Origin of the sequence: Gordonia aichiensis, from assembly GCF_039946255.1 — a bacterium.
Classification (GTDB): domain Bacteria; phylum Actinomycetota; class Actinomycetes; order Mycobacteriales; family Mycobacteriaceae; genus Gordonia; species Gordonia aichiensis_A.
The window spans coordinates 120944-135742 of the sequence record NZ_JBCDWL010000001.1 but is presented as its reverse complement, the minus strand read 5'-3'; the positions used below and the strand labels follow the sequence as shown (position 1 = coordinate 135742).

At 70.5% G+C, this 14799-nt stretch carries 13 protein-coding genes and 1 riboswitch; of the genes, 11 read left to right on the top strand and 2 right to left on the bottom strand.

Annotated elements, in window-relative coordinates:
- Positions 1-5 precede the first annotated feature (5 nt).
- Positions 6-1220, top strand: coding sequence for a methionine adenosyltransferase (gene metK, locus AAFO60_RS00605; RefSeq protein WP_347954220.1), 1215 nt, complete (start codon positions 6-8; stop codon positions 1218-1220).
- A gap of 88 nt (positions 1221-1308) precedes the next feature.
- Here the strand turns inward: metK and AAFO60_RS00600 are convergent, their stop codons facing one another.
- Complete coding sequence (locus AAFO60_RS00600; protein WP_347954219.1) at positions 1309-3213, bottom strand: cutinase family protein; 1905 nt, start codon at positions 3211-3213, stop codon at positions 1309-1311.
- 283 nt (positions 3214-3496) lie between these two features.
- On the opposite strand from AAFO60_RS00600, the gene AAFO60_RS00595 reads away from it, so the two are divergent.
- Genes AAFO60_RS00595 through ribD form a run of 6 tightly spaced genes read left to right on the top strand, consistent with a single transcriptional unit; the run spans position 3497 to position 11131 of the window.
- Positions 3497-5437 carry a primosomal protein N' gene (locus AAFO60_RS00595; RefSeq protein WP_347954630.1) on the top strand — a complete coding sequence of 647 codons (1941 nt, stop codon included), beginning with the start codon at positions 3497-3499 and terminating at the stop codon, positions 5435-5437.
- A 1-nt stretch (position 5438) separates the two neighbouring features.
- Entirely contained in the window at positions 5439-6380 is a 942-nt protein-coding gene (gene fmt, locus AAFO60_RS00590) for a methionyl-tRNA formyltransferase (RefSeq protein ID WP_347954218.1), read from the top strand.
- Positions 6377-7792: an RsmB/NOP family class I SAM-dependent RNA methyltransferase gene (locus AAFO60_RS00585; protein WP_432211681.1), complete on the top strand. Its 1416-nt coding sequence runs from the start codon at positions 6377-6379 to the stop codon at positions 7790-7792. Before fmt ends, AAFO60_RS00585 begins: the two co-directional genes overlap by 4 nt.
- A gap of 57 nt (positions 7793-7849) precedes the next feature.
- Positions 7850-9373 (top strand): alanine/glycine:cation symporter family protein, encoded by a 1524-nt coding sequence (locus tag AAFO60_RS00580; RefSeq protein ID WP_347954217.1) that lies wholly within the window; start codon positions 7850-7852, stop codon positions 9371-9373.
- Positions 9374-9416: 43 nt separating this feature from the next.
- Entirely contained in the window at positions 9417-10118 is a 702-nt protein-coding gene (gene rpe / locus AAFO60_RS00575; protein WP_347954216.1) for a ribulose-phosphate 3-epimerase, read from the top strand.
- 5 nt (positions 10119-10123) lie between these two features.
- Positions 10124-11131, top strand: a complete 1008-nt coding sequence (ribD, locus tag AAFO60_RS00570) for a bifunctional diaminohydroxyphosphoribosylaminopyrimidine deaminase/5-amino-6-(5-phosphoribosylamino)uracil reductase RibD (RefSeq protein ID WP_347954215.1) — start codon at positions 10124-10126, stop codon at positions 11129-11131.
- A 67-nt stretch (positions 11132-11198) separates the two neighbouring features.
- Here the strand turns inward: ribD and AAFO60_RS00565 are convergent, their stop codons facing one another.
- On the bottom strand, positions 11199-11435 hold the full coding sequence (locus AAFO60_RS00565; protein WP_347954214.1) for a LapA family protein: 237 nt from the start codon (positions 11433-11435) through the stop codon (positions 11199-11201).
- A gap of 206 nt (positions 11436-11641) precedes the next feature.
- A riboswitch (FMN riboswitch) is annotated at positions 11642-11793 on the top strand.
- A 57-nt stretch (positions 11794-11850) separates the two neighbouring features.
- On the opposite strand from AAFO60_RS00565, the gene AAFO60_RS00560 reads away from it, so the two are divergent.
- Genes AAFO60_RS00560 through AAFO60_RS00545 form a run of 4 tightly spaced genes read left to right on the top strand, consistent with a single transcriptional unit; the run spans position 11851 to position 14787 of the window.
- Positions 11851-12495, top strand: a complete 645-nt coding sequence (locus AAFO60_RS00560) for a riboflavin synthase (RefSeq protein WP_347954213.1) — start codon at positions 11851-11853, stop codon at positions 12493-12495.
- An 11-nt stretch (positions 12496-12506) separates the two neighbouring features.
- Positions 12507-13817, top strand: a complete 1311-nt coding sequence (locus AAFO60_RS00555; protein ID WP_347954212.1) for a bifunctional 3,4-dihydroxy-2-butanone-4-phosphate synthase/GTP cyclohydrolase II — start codon at positions 12507-12509, stop codon at positions 13815-13817.
- Entirely contained in the window at positions 13814-14284 is a 471-nt protein-coding gene (gene ribH, locus AAFO60_RS00550; protein WP_347954211.1) for a 6,7-dimethyl-8-ribityllumazine synthase, read from the top strand. Before AAFO60_RS00555 ends, ribH begins: the two co-directional genes overlap by 4 nt.
- The gene (locus AAFO60_RS00545) at positions 14281-14787 is read left to right on the top strand and encodes a PH domain-containing protein (protein WP_347954210.1); all 507 of its coding nucleotides are present in this window, start codon (positions 14281-14283) and stop codon (positions 14785-14787) included. Before ribH ends, AAFO60_RS00545 begins: the two co-directional genes overlap by 4 nt.
- The last annotated feature ends 12 nt before the right edge of the window (positions 14788-14799 follow it).

Here is a 14799-nt window from a genome sequence, read left to right as displayed (position 1 = left end):
AACCGATGAGCGCCTCAGCGTCCCGTCTATTCACGAGCGAATCCGTCACGGAGGGCCATCCCGACAAGATCTGTGACGCGATCAGCGACTCGATTCTCGACGCGATGCTGGCCGCCGATCCTCACGCGAAGGTGGCCGTGGAGACTCTCGTCACCACCGGTCAGGTGCACGTCGCGGGCGAGGTCAACACCACCGCGTACGTCGACATCCCCACCATCGTCCGCGAGCGGATCCTGGAGATCGGCTACGACTCGTCGACCAAGGGCTTCGACGGCGCCTCGTGCGGTGTCAACATCGCCATCGGTGCGCAGTCGCCGGAGATCAACCAGGGCCTGACGGATTCGCACGAGAAGCGCACCGGCACCCACGCCGACGAGATCGACCAGCAGGGCGCGGGCGATCAGGGCCTGATGTTCGGTTACGCCTCGGATGAGACGCCCGAGCTGATGCCGCTGCCGATCGCGCTCGCGCACCGGCTGTCGCGCCGGCTGACCCAGGTCCGCAAGGACGGCGTGCTGCCGTACCTGCGCCCCGACGGCAAGACCCAGGTCACCATCGAGTACGCCGGGGACACCCCGGTCCGTCTCGACACCGTTGTCGTGTCGACCCAGCACGCCGCCGGGATCGACATCGACGCGATGCTCGCGCCCGACATCCGCAAGCACGTGCTGGAGCCGGTCTTCGCCGAGCTGGATCTGCCGGTCAAGCTCGACACCTCGAACCCGCGCCTGCTGGTCAACCCGACCGGCAGCTTCGTGCTCGGCGGCCCGATGGGCGACGCCGGCCTGACTGGCCGCAAGATCATCGTCGACACCTACGGCGGCATGGCTCGCCACGGCGGAGGCGCCTTCTCGGGCAAGGATCCGTCGAAGGTCGACCGCAGCGCCGCGTACGCGATGCGCTGGGTCGCCAAGAACGCCGTCGCCGCCGGGCTGGCGAGCCGCATCGAGGTCCAGGTCGCCTATGCGATCGGCAAGGCCGCGCCGGTCGGACTGTTCGTGGAGACCTTCGGCACCGAGAAGGTCGACCCGGGGCTGATCCAGAAGGCCGTCTCCGAGGTCTTCGACCTGCGGCCGGGGGCGATCATCCGCGACCTCGACCTGCTGCAGCCGATCTACGCGCCGACCGCCGCCTACGGGCACTTCGGCCGCACCGACGTCGACCTGCCCTGGGAGCGCACCGACCGCGTCGAGGCCCTGCGCGCCGCCGCCGGTCTGTAGGCGAACCGCTCGACGAGCGAACGTACGCAACGCCCCGCCCGCCGCTGGAGACTCTCCGCGGCGGGCGGGGCGTTCGGCATCTGCGCGATCAGCTGCCGGAGCTGCCGGTGCCGAGACTGCCGTTGCCGATGCGGCCCAGGTCCAGGCTGCCGAAATCGAGACTGCCGTTGCCGGCTCCGGTCTTCTTGACGTTCGGTACCGCGGTCGGCGCGAGCACGTCGATGCGAACGACCGTCTGGGCGGTGCGACCCTCCGAGTCGGTGACCCGGAGCCTGACCTCACGCGGACCCGACCGTTCCGGCACGAAGCTGAAGGTCGTGCCCGGGGCAGGGGCGGAGAACGTGCCGTCGCCGTTGACGTCGAATTCGAACGTCAACGGCCCGGTTCCGGTGCTGGCGGCCGCGGAGAGCGCGACGGGGTGCCCGCTGAAGGCCGGGGTCGAGATCCCGAGGGCTGCCGTCGGTGCCGAGGCGGCGTGGTCGATGGCAGCCTGAATTGCCTCGGAGACGCGGTCCGCTTGAGAGATGTCGAAGACTTCGCCGCCCGAATCGGTCGAGAGCTTGCTCAATCCACGAGTCAGCGAGGCGTCGGCACTGAGAGTGTAGAGCGATGTCGGAATCGGCGTCGTCGAGGCGTCTGCCGCGACCGTGGCCCTGACCGCGGTACGCGCCGACGCGCGCCCGGGGATCGGCTTCTTGCCTGCGAGGAACTCGCCGATCTGGTCGGCGGTGTACCCGGTGACCGGTTCGGGATCGTGGGGCGGTGCATCGCCGATGACGAGGATCGATCGTCTTCCGGTCGGCGTCGGATCGAAGGATCGGAGGCTCTCGACGATGCCGGAGTAGACGGCCTCCGGGAAGTCGCCGCCGCCGAAAGCGCTCAGCGTGTCGACTCCGTTCTGGAACGCAGTGGCATTGGAGGTCGCGGGAACGACGGTGCGCGCGACGAAGGCGTCACCGTGGTCTCGATACTCGACGAGCGACACCTTGGAACCGTTGCGCGTGCTCAGGATCCGATTGGCGATCGCGGTGGCATTCGATCGAGCATTCGCGATGTAAGGACCCATCGACCCGGTCGTGTCGATGGCGATCGCGATGTCGGTGCGCGAGGCGGCGGGAGCCGGGGTGTCATCGGGTGATGAACCTGCCCTGCGGACCGCCTGGGCGAGACGGACCGCCTCCGTGGAGGCTTCCGCGGTGTTCGCGAAGTAGTTCGTGTGGGGACCGAAGTCGCCCTTGGTAGCGCGTACGAAACCGGTCCCGTCGACGGCACAGACGATGTCGTGTAGGTGGCACAGTGAGAAATGACTGAACTCCGTGCGCTCGTAATACTTGTCGGGGTGGGCGCCGGGGTACTGGGCTCGAAGGATTCCGGTGCCGCCGCCACCGTCTCCGGTCACTCCGAGCGCATTCGGCTTCTGCCACGGATCACCGTAGAGAAGAACCGCGTCGATGAGGCTGGGAAGGATGCCGGCGGTCTCCCGAGCGACCATCGCGCCCTGCGAGTATCCGACGAGCACGAACCTGGTCGACTTGCAGCCTCGGGAGTCATGATGTCGAAAGTCCCCGATCGCGCGCAGGGCCGCCGCGGTGCCCTTCGACGCGGACCGGTACAGCGGGCTGTTCGGCAGGAAGTCGTTGATCGCCTCTCTGCGGAGGGCGGAGGGGCTCTCGACCGCGATCGCCGGATAGGCCGGCCCCTTCACCTCGACGATCGGAACATCGGCCAGATCTGGGGCGCTGCGGTAGAAGGCGTCGAGCAGGCGCCGGAGCACCTGTCCCTCCCATCCCGAGGTGGACACGGCGGGGGTGAAGTTCTTGTCGGGCAGTTTGGTCTCTCCCGAACCGCGGATGGGAACGATCGCCACCGGGGCGCACCCCGGTGCGCCCGAGGCGGGTGGGCCGGGGACGACGAGTGCTGCGCAGAGCAGAGAGATGATGACGAGTAGACAGATGACGGCGGGGGTCCCGGCTGCGGAACGCTTGCGGGGCATGGCGACCTCTTCTTCGACGGGAGTGTCTTCATTTGAACGAGGAGTCTTCTTTTGATCGGGGACTCTTCTTCGGCGGCTGTGCGGCAAAACTGGGACATCTGAGACTGGAGTGACACAAGTTAATTTATGAGACTGGAGTGATGTGCGATATCGGCCAGATGGCGTAATGGTGAGCACCCGAACAGGTAGGCACTAGTCTCTGGGGGTGCCCACCGATGCTGCTGACCTCTCGCGCAATCAGCGGGTTCCGGCACCGCACCGACCCGTCGCCCGCGTGCTGCCGATGCTCGGTCTGGCCCACCTGGACCGGGCCTTCGACTACCTGGTGGACGCCCGAACCGACGGTGACGCACAGCCGGGAGTGCGTGTGCGCGTACGCTTCTCGGGCCGTCTGGTCGACGGCTACCTGCTGGAACGGGTGGAGCGCAGCGAGCATCACGGCAAACTGTCGTGGCTCGACCGCGTCGTCTCACCCGAACCCGTCCTGACCGCCGAGATCGCCGCGCTGAGCCGGGCCGTCGCCGATCGCTACGCAGGCACCATGGCTGACGTCCTCCGCTCGGCGATCCCGCCGCGTCATGCGCGGGTGGAGAAGGAAGACGTCAGCCACGACGTCCCGGCGCCCGTGCCGGCGCCCGCCGAGACCGCCTGGGACCTCTACACCGGCGGGGCGGCGTTCGTCGAGGCGACGATGCTCGGCGGGAATCCGCGCGTCGGCTGGCAGGCGATGCCCGGCGAAGACGTGACTGCGCGCCTCGCCGAACTCGCCGCGTGCGCGGCGGCCGCCGGGCGGGGCGTGGTGATCGTCGTCCCCGACCAGCGCGACCTCGACCGACTCGAGGCGGCGTGCGCCCCGCTCCTGGGCGAGCGGTGCGTCACCCTGGCCGCCGGCCTCGGCCCGACCGCCCGCTACCGGCGCTGGCTGTCGGTCCTGCGTGGCCGCGCGTCGGTGGTGATCGGCACGCGCAGCGCGATCTTCGCGCCCGTCCGCGACATCGGCCTGATCGTCGTCTTCGACGACGGCGACGACAGCCTCGACGAACCCCGCTCGCCGTACCCGCACCCGCGGGAGGTGGCCGTCCTGCGCGCACACGCCGCCGGGGCAGCGCTGCTCATCGGCGGGCACTCCCGCACCGCCGAGGTGCAGGCGCTCGTCGAATCGGGCTGGGCGTCCGACGTCGTCGCGCCGCGGGCCGTCGTCCGTGCCGCCATGCCGCGCGTCGACGGCCTGTCCGACGAGGACCGGCGGATCGCCGGCGACCCGCTCGCGCGATCCTCGCGCATCCCCGGCATCGCCTTCGACGCCGCCCGCCGCGCCCTGGACGCGGACCGGGCCGTCCTGTTCAGCGTCCCGCGGCGCGGCTACCTGCCCTCCGTCTCGTGCGCCCGGTGCCGGACGCACGCCCGCTGCCGGGCGTGCAACGGACCGCTGCAGATGGACGACCGCGGCGACCTCGCCTGCCGCTGGTGCGCCCGGCCGGAGAACCGCTTCGTCTGTCCGACCTGCGCGGGCACCGCGGTGCGCGCCCTCACCGTCGGCGACAAGCGGACCGCAGAAGAACTCGGCCGCGCCTTCCGCGGCGTGCCGGTGATCACCTCGGCGGGGGAGAAGATCGTCGACGAGATCCCGTCCGGCGCGCGCGTGGTCATCGCCACGCCCGGCGCGGCGCCCCGCGCTCCCGGCGGCTACGGTGCCGCCGTGCTGCTCGACACCTGGGCGCAACTGGACCGGGAGGACCTGCGGGCCGCCGAGGAGGCGGTCCGGGCGTGGATGGCGGTGGCCACCCTGGTCCGTACCCGTGAGGACGGCGGTCGGGTCGTCGTCGTCGCCGACGCGGGGGAGGCCCCCGTGCAGGCGCTGATCCGCTGGGATCCGATCGGGTTCGCCTCGGCCGAACTGCGTCAGCGCCTCGAGTTGGGCTTCCCGCCCGCGGTCACCATGGCCTCGGTCGACGGACCGCCCGCGGCCGTCGCCGCCTTCCTCGATCTGGTCGACCTCCCCGCCGACGCGCAGGCCCTCGGGCCGGTCCCGCTGCCGAAGGGTGTGCGCCGACCGGCCGGTCTGGACGAGTCCGGACCGGTGGACCGGATGCTGCTGCGCACCCCGCGCGCCTCCGGTCGCGCCCTGGCGCAGGCGCTGCGCACGGCCCAGGCGCTGCGCAACGCCCGACATGACGACACCGCGGGCATCCGGGTGCAAGTCGATCCCCCTACGATTGGTTGACATGAGGCTGGTGTTCGCAGGTACGCCCGAGGTGGCAGTGCCGACCCTGCAGGAACTGCTCGATTCGCCCGACCACCAGGTGGTCGGCGTCATCACCCGACCGGACACGACCGCGGGGCGCGGTCGTCGGGTCGTCCGGTCGGAGGTGGGGACCCTCGCCGACGCCCACGACATCGAGGTGATCACCCCCGCCCGGATGGGCGATCCCGAGGTCGCTGAGGCGCTGACCCGGTGGAACCCCGACCTGGGCGTCGTCGTCGCCTACGGCGGGCTGATCCCGCAGAGCGTGCTCGACCTGCTCCCGCACGGCTGGGTGAACCTGCACTTCTCCGTCCTGCCCGCATGGCGGGGCGCGGCGCCGGTGCAGGCCGCGATCGCCGCCGGCGACGAGATCAGCGGCGCCAGCGTCTTCGGGCTCGAAGCCGGACTCGACACCGGACCGGTGTACGGCACCCTCACCGAACGGATCCGGGACACCGACACCGCGGGCGACCTGCTGACCCGGCTGGCGGCCGCCGGCCCGGGCCTGGTGCGCGCGGTCGTCGACGGCATCGCGGCCGGGGAGCTCTCGCCCGTCGCGCAGGACGCCGACGGGGTCTCTCACGCGGGCAAGATCACGGTCGAGGACGCCCGCGTCCGGTGGACGCTGCCCTCGCATCTCATCGACCGCACGGTCCGCGCGCACACGCCGGCGCCCGGCGCATGGACGATGCTCGACGACGCGCGCATCAAGCTCGGCCCGGTGCGCCCGGTGGACGGGGAGCCGAACGTCCCCGCAGACCTGCAGCCGGGTGCTCTCGCTGCGACGAAGAAGGCCGTCTACGTCGGCACCGCCTCGGGTGCGGTCCGGTTGAGCACGGTGCAGGCCCCTGGCAAGAAGTCGATGAACGCCGCCGACTGGGCGCGCGGCAGCCGACTCGACGGAACGGAGCAGTTCGCGTGAGCAAGCATCAGGACGGCAAGCATCAGGACGGCAGGCATCGGGACGGCAAGTATCGGGATAAGGGGCTCGATCCGGCGCGCATCGCCGCCCGGGACGTGCTGCGCGCGGTTCGCGAGCGCGACGCCTACGCCAACCTGCTGCTGCCGAAGCTGCTGCGCGAACGCAGGATCATCGGCCGCGACGCCGCCCTCGCGACCGAGCTGACCTACGGCACCGCCCGGTCGGCGGGCTTCCTCGACGCGGTGATCTCGGCGGCGGCGGGCCGGCCGGCGGCCGAGATCGACGGCAAGCTGCTCGACGTGCTGCGGCTCGGCTCCTATCAGCTGCTGCGGACCCGGATCGGCTCGCACGCCGCCGTCTCCACGTCGGTCGACATCGCTCGCAGCGAGAACGGGCTGGGCCCTTCGGGATTCGTCAACGCGGTGCTGCGCAAGATCAGCCAGCGCGACGAACAGCTGTGGATCGACGAGCTGGCGCCGTCGATGATGGACGACCGCGTCGGCAACCTGGCCTTCACCTACGCGCATCCGCGGTGGATCGGCGAGGTCTTCTTCGAGGCGCTGGGCCGCTCGACCGGCGAGCTGCAGGCGGCACTGGCCGCCGACGACGAACGGCCGATCGTGCACCTGGTGGCCCGGCCGGGGCAGATCACCGCCGAGGAGCTCGCCCTGATCAGCGGCGGCGACGAAGGCCGATACTCGCCCTACTGCGTGTATCTGCCCGAAGGCGACCCGGGAACGCTCGACGCCGTCCGCGAAGGCTTCGCCGGCGTGCAGGACGAGGGCAGCCAGCTCGTCGCGGTCGCCCTGAGCCGTGCCGACGTCGGCGACGACGGCGGCCGCTGGCTCGACCTGTGCGCGGGTCCCGGCGGGAAGGCGGCGCTGCTCGGCTCGCTCGCCGACGTCGCGGGCGCGCATCTGGACGCGGTCGAGATCTCCGAGCACCGTGCCGAACTGATCGAGAAGGTCGTCGGCGGCCTCCCGGTCACCGTGCACGTCGCCGACGGTCGCGACGCCGGCCTGGCGCCGGGCTTCGACCGCATCCTCGTCGACGCGCCCTGCTCGGGTCTGGGGTCGCTGCGACGTCGCCCCGAGGCGCGCTGGCGGCGCCGGCCCGAGGACGTGCCGCCGCTGGTCGCACTGCAGAAGCAGTTGCTCACCGAGGCGCTGCGCCTGGTCCGGCCCGGCGGAACCGTCGTCTACTCCACGTGTTCGCCCCACCTCGCCGAGACCGTCGAGGTGGTCGACGCCGTCCTCGCCGAGGTGGACGGCATCACGCAGGTCGACGCCCGGCCGCTGGTGGCCGGGGAGGTCTTCGACACCGAGTCGCTGGGTCCCGGTCCGCACGTTCAGCTCTGGCCGCACCGGCAGGACACCGACGCGATGTTCTTGGCGGCCCTGCGCAAGGAGTGATGGGCATCCCTCGCTAAGCTGTGCTACGCAACACGCCCGACGAAAGGTGCACGCCGCATGGTCATCGCCGAATCCGCCTCGGCCGTCTCACGGATCGAGGAGTTCCTGGCCTCGCTGGGCAGCATCATCTGGGGGCCGTGGCTCCTGATCCCGCTGCTCCTCGGCACCGGCCTGTACCTGACGATCCGGTTGGGCGGCATTCAGTTCGTGCGGTTGGCCGCGGCGCTGCGGCTGGGGCTGCTCAAGCGCAAGGACGCCGACGCCGAGGGGGACATCTCCCAGTTCCAGGCGCTGACCACGGCGCTGGCCGCCACGGTCGGCACCGGCAACATCGTCGGCGTCGCCACCGCGATCGGCATCGGCGGCCCGGGTTCGCTGTTCTGGATGTGGGTGACCGGCCTGGTCGGCATGGCGTCCAAGTACTCCGAGGCCTACCTCGGCGTCCGCTTCCGCACCACCGATGCGGCCGGTGAGCGCAACGGCGGCCCGCAGCAGTACCTGGAGCGAGGCATCCGCGGACCGCTCGGCAAGGTCCTGGCGTGGATGTTCACCGTCTTCACGATCTTCGCCTGCTTCGGCATCGGCAACATGACGCAGGGCAACTCGGTCGCCATGAACGTCAAGGAGAGCACCTCCATCCCGACCTGGGCGACGGGTCTGTTCCTGACGGTGATCGCACTCGCCGTGCTCGTCGGCGGCATCAAGTCGATCGGCCGCGTCACCGCGGGCCTGGTGCCGGTGATGATCGTGTTCTATGTGGCCGCCGCACTGTTCATCCTGGTCGCCAACGTCGCCGACCTCCCCTCGGCCTTCGCGACGATCTTCTCCGACGCCTTCACCGGCACCGCCGCGGCTGGCGGCTTCGCCGGTTCGGTGATCATCGTCGCCGTGCAGATGGGTGTCGCGCGCGGCATCTTCTCCAACGAGTCCGGCATGGGTTCGGCGGCCATCGCGGCCTCGGCCGCCCAGACCTCGCACCCGGTGCGCCAGGGTCTGGTGTCGATGACGCAGACCTTCATCGACACGATCATCGTCGTGTCGATGACCGGCCTGGTCATCATCGTCACCGGTGCCTACAAGTTCACCACCCTCGGCGCCGACGGGACGCCCGAGCAGATGTCCGCGGCACTGATGACGAGCGAGGCGTTCACCCGCGGACTGCCCGGCACGTGGGGCCACTGGGTCGTCACCATCGGCATCTCCCTGTTCGCCTTCTCCACCCTGCTGGGGTGGTCGTACTACGGCGAACGCAACATCGAGAAGGTCTTCGGCCGGGCCGCGGTGCTGCCCTTCCGCATCTTCTTCTCCCTGATCGTCTACGTCGGCTGCGTCACCGAGCTGAAGGTCGTCTGGAACTTCTCCGACGTCATGAACGGCCTGATGGCGCTGCCGAACCTGATCGGCCTGCTGATCCTGTCCGGACTGGTCGCCAGGGAGACGCGCGCCTACCTGCGCCACGATCCCGGCCTGACCGCCACCACCGCCGAAGTGGAGGCCTTCATGGCCGACGACCCCGGCTACCAGGAATGGCGGCGCACCGAGGGCCTGGTCGACGCCAAGCAGCTCTCACGCGAGAGCTGAACCGTCGGGAGGCGGCCGGGGGCGTCCCACTAGACTCACCTGCATGTGCAACCCCGGCCGCCCGGCTCCGATGATCGCCCCGTCCATCCTGTCCGCAGACTTCGCGAACCTCGCCTCCGAGATCGCGGCGGTCGGCCCGTCCGCCGTCGACCCCGGCGTCGACTGGGTGCACGTGGACGTGATGGACAACCACTTCGTGCCCAACCTGACCCTCGGCATGCCGGTGGTCGAGAGCCTGCTCAAGGCCACCGACATCCCGCTCGACTGCCACCTGATGATCGAGGACCCGGGCCGTTGGGCACCGCCCTACGCCGAGGCCGGCGCCTACAACGTCACCTTCCACGCCGAGGCCACCGACGATCCGGTGTCCGTCGGCCGCGACATCCGCGCGGCGGGCGGAAAGGCCGGTCTCGCCATCAAGCCCGGCACCCCGCTCGAGCCGTACCTGGAGATCCTGCGCGAGTTCGACACGCTGCTCGTGATGAGCGTGGAGCCCGGCTTCGGCGGTCAGAAGTTCATGCCCGAGGTCCTCGACAAGGTCCGCACCATCCGCAAGATCGTCGACAGCGACGACCTGCGCCTGCTGATCGAGATCGACGGCGGGATCAGCACCTCGACGATCGAGCAGGCCGCCGAGGCCGGCGTCGACTGCTTCGTCGCCGGATCGGCCGTCTACGGCGGCGACGATCCGGCCGCCCGCGTCGCCGAACTGCGCCGTCTGGCGACCGCTGCCGCGAGCCACTGACGCCGATGGTTCCGATCGACGAGGCGATGGGGCTGGCGATCGCCGAATCGGCCGCCGCCCTGGGGTTCAGTTCGCCCAACCCCGCGGTCGGTGCGGTGATCCTGGACTGCGACGGCGCCGTCGCCGGGGTGGGGCACACGCAGCCGCCGGGTGGTCCGCACGCCGAGGTGATGGCGCTGCGGGCCGCGGGATCGCGGGCCCGCGGCGGTACCGCGGTGGTGACGCTGGAACCCTGCAATCACACCGGCCGGACCGGTCCGTGCGCGCAGGCGCTGATCGACGCCGGAGTCGCGGCCGTCCACTTCGCGGTCGCCGACCCGAACCCGGCCGCGGCCGGGGGAGCCGCGCGTCTGCGGGAGGCCGGTGTCGAGGTCCACGCCGGTCGGCACGAGGCGCAGGCGCGCGGAGGCCCGCTCCGGTACTGGCTGCTGCGCCAGGATCTGGGCCGACCGTTCGTCACCGTCAAGATCGCGGCCACCCTCGACGGTCGGATCGCCGCACTCGACGGCACCAGTCAGTGGATCACCGGCGCCGCGGCGCGCGAGCACGCGCACCGCGTCCGCGCGCAGCTCGATGCGATCGTCGTCGGCACCGGCACCGTCCTCGCCGATGATCCGTCGTTGACGGCCCGCCGGCCGGACGGTTCGCTCGCCGCACGTCAACCGACGCGCGTGGTCCTCGGCCGCCGGGACGTCCCGACCGCGGCGCGGCTGCGCGACGGCGTCTCACCGCTGGTCCACGTCGTCGGCCGCGATCCCCGCGACGTCCTGGCGGCCCTGCCCGAGTCGCTGCATGTGCTGGTGGAGGGCGGTCCGGCGATCATCGGCGCCTTCCTCGCCGCGGGCGTGGTCGACGAGATCCAGGCGTACCTCGCACCGACCGTGCTGGGGGCCGGCCGCAGCGCCGTCGACGACGTCACGGTCGGCACCCTGGCGCAGGCCCACCGTTTCGTCCGCACGGCGGTCACCGAACTCGGCGAAGATCTGCTCGTGGTGCTGCAAGCAGCACGCTGACGGGCCGCTTCCGGAAGATTGCCGGCGGAGCCCGCTCAGCGTGCTGCTTGTGACGGCATCGGGACGGTCAGGCCTTCTTGCTCGGTCGACGGCCGACCATGACGCCGCAGACGAAGGCGATCACCGTGACGACGGTGAGGGTGAGCCACAGGGGCGCGTTGAACGAGAACCAGAACAGGGTGGTGCTAGTGCCGTCTCGGTTCTGCGCGATGAACACGATCGCGAGGACGGCGAGCAGGATCGGGAGCCAATAGCGGCGAAGGAAGGTGATCGCCGGCGAGCCGGTCTGTTCCGGTGCGCTCATCTGGAGGCCTTTCGGGGGAGAATGCGGCTTTCGGTGGATCACACTGTAACCCGCCCCGGCGGGGATCGAGACCCGAACCGGAACAGTATGGGGCAGAACGATTTACACATCGGCGCGCGGCGTCCGTGTCACCTCTGAACTGGCCTGATCCCGCTGATCGGGAAGCCGGGCACGCACGGTGGCGGCTCCACATGATAATTTCGATGTTGAGTTCTCGGGGCGGGGTGAAATTCCCCACCGGCGGAGATGCCCCCGATCGGGGGACGAGCCCGCGAGCGCCCGCACTTCGGTGCGGGGTCAGCAGACTCCGGTGAGACCCCGGGGCCGACGGTCACAGTCCGGATACGAGAGAACAGCAGCGCGGCGGCCCGTCGTGACCTGCCCGTCCCGAGCGCACCATGCAAAGGAGAGACGGGTGTTCACGGGAATCGTGGAGGAGCGGGGCCAGATCACCGCGCGCGACGACCTCACGGAGGCCGCGCGTTTTCGCATCAAGGGTCCGCTGGTGACCAGCGACGCTCACTTCGGCGACTCGATCGCCGTCAACGGTGTCTGTCTGACCGTCACCGAACTGTCCGACGACGAGTTCACCGTCGACGTGATGGCAGAGACCCTACGGCGCAGTTCGCTCGACCGGCTCGGCGCCGGCGCCGTGGTCAACCTCGAACGCGCCATGCCGGCCGGGGGCCGTTTCGGCGGACACATCGTCCAGGGGCACGTCGACGGCGTCGGCGTGATCGCGACCGTGTCGCCGAGCGAGAACTGGACCGTCGTGCGGATCGCGATTCCGGCGGACCTGGCCCGCTACGTGGTCGAGAAGGGATCGATCACCGTCGACGGGATCTCCCTGACCGTCTCGGCGGTCGGCGACGACGCCGGGTCCGGCGCCTGGCTCGAGGTGTCGCTGATCCCTACGACCCTGGCCGAGACCAACCTCTCCGACGCCGCTCCCGGCGTGCGAGTCAATCTTGAAGTCGATGTCATCGCGAAGTATGTCGAGCGCCTCACCGGCATCGGCCGACCCGCGACCAGTGGTGTGGAAGGCAGTGAGTCCGAATGAGCGAGGCACAGATGAGTGAGACCGGCGAGCAGACGACCGGCGAGCACGCGACCGTCGACTTCGACACCGTCGAGCGGGCGATCGCCGACATCGCGGCCGGCAAGGCGGTCGTCGTCGTCGACGACGAGGACCGCGAGAACGAGGGCGACCTGATCTTCGCCGCCGAGAAGGCGACGCCCGAACTGGTGGCGTTCATGGTCCGCTACACCTCCGGCTACCTGTGCGTGCCGTTGGCGGGCGACGACTGCGACCGCCTCGGCCTGCCGCCGATGTACTCGGTGAACCAGGACAAGCACGGCACCGCGTACACGGTGACCGTCGACGCCCGCGAAGGCATCGGGACCGGCATCAGCGCCGCCGACCGCGCGACCACCATGCGGACGCTGGCCGACCCGAACTCCGAGGCGCACGACCTGACCCGTCCCGGTCACGTGGTGCCCCTGCGCGCCAAGGAGGGCGGCGTCCTGCGTCGGCCCGGGCACACCGAGGCGGCCGTCGACCTGGCCAAGGCGGCCGGTCTGGCGCCCGCGGGCGTGATCTGCGAGATCGTCAGCCAGAAGGACCCCGGGCACATGGCCCGGACCGAGGAGCTGCGCGCCTTCGCCGACGAGCACGGACTGGCGATGATCTCGATCGCGGCGCTCATCTCCTGGCGTCGTCACCACGAGAAGCACGTGGTCAAGGTCGCCGACGCCCGCATCCCGACCGAGTACGGCACCTTCCGCGCGGTCGGCTACCAGAGCCCCTACGACGACGCCGAGCACGTCGCGCTGGTGATGGGCGACATCGACGGACCCGACGGCGACGGCGAGGGCGTCCTGGTGCGGGTGCACTCGGAGTGCCTGACCGGCGACGTCTTCGGGTCGCTGCGCTGCGACTGCGGCCCGCAGTTGCAGGCCGCCATGGAGATGGTCGGCCGGGAGGGTCGCGGCGTGGTCCTGTACATGCGGGGTCACGAGGGTCGCGGCATCGGCCTGATGCACAAGCTGCAGGCCTACCAGCTGCAGGACGCCGGCGCCGACACCGTCGACGCGAACCTGGAGCTGGGGCTGCCCGCCGATGCCCGCGACTACGGCCTCGGCGCGCAGATTCTGGTAGACCTGGGCGTGCGGTCGATGCGCCTGCTGACCAACAACCCGGCCAAGCGCGTCGGCCTCGACGGGTACGGTCTGGAGATCGTCGAGCGCGTGCCGATGCCGGTGCGCGCCAACGCCGAGAACCTGCGTTACCTGCGGACCAAACGCGACCGGATGGGCCACGTCCTGGACGGTCTCGACGACATCGTGCCGAGTGCGGCCGACGGAACTGGAGAAGGTGCATGAGCGGCAGCGGTGAACCCACGCTCGATCTGGCCGATGCGAGCGGGCTGAAGGTCGCGATCGTCGCCTCGCAGTGGCACGAGACCATCTGCACGGCGCTGCTCGAGGGCGCCAAGAGGGCGGCGGCGGCCAACGGCGTCGTCGCACCGACCGTCATTCAGGTGGCGGGCGCCATCGAACTGCCGGTGATCACGCAGGCACTGGCCCGCACCCACGACGCCGTCGTCGCGCTCGGCGTCGTCATCAAGGGGGAGACCCCGCACTTCGAGTACGTCTGCGATGCGGTGACCGCGGGTCTGACCCGCGTCAGCCTCGACGAGTCGACTCCGGTCGGCAACGGTGTGCTCACCACGCTCAACGAGGCGCAGGCCCTGAATCGGGCCGGCCTGCCCGACTCGGCCGAGGACAAGGGCGCGCAGGCCATGACGGCCGCGCTCGCGTCCGCCCTCGTCCTCAAGGGTCTGGCATGACCGAGACGCGACGCGGCGACGCGGGCGGCGGGAACACCGACCGCCGCGACGCCGCCGGCGGCGAGTGGGAGTACGTCTACCGTCCGCGGTGGATGAAGAAGGCGGCCTGGGTGGCCATCGGCATCGTCCTGGTGATCCACGTGACTTTCGGCCTGCTGCTCAACATCTCCTACACCGGGGTCAACGTCGACTGGTTCGACAAGTTGTCGCTGATCGGGGTCGGCGTGGTGATCTGCGGGGTGATCCTGTTCCTGACGCGGGCGCGGCTGCGGCTCGGCCCCGACGGGGTCGGCGTGCTGAACCTGGTGTCCGAGCGTGTCTTCACCTGGGACGAGATCACCGGCATGGAGTACCCGGAGAACTGGTTCTGCGCACGCCTGCTGTTCCCGAGCGACGAGCACATCCCGGTGATGGCGATCCAGGCGCGCGACGGCGACCTCGCGGTGACCGCGATGGAACGGTTCCGCGAGTTCCACCACAAGTACGCCCCGACCGAATCCTGACCCGCCGCCCTC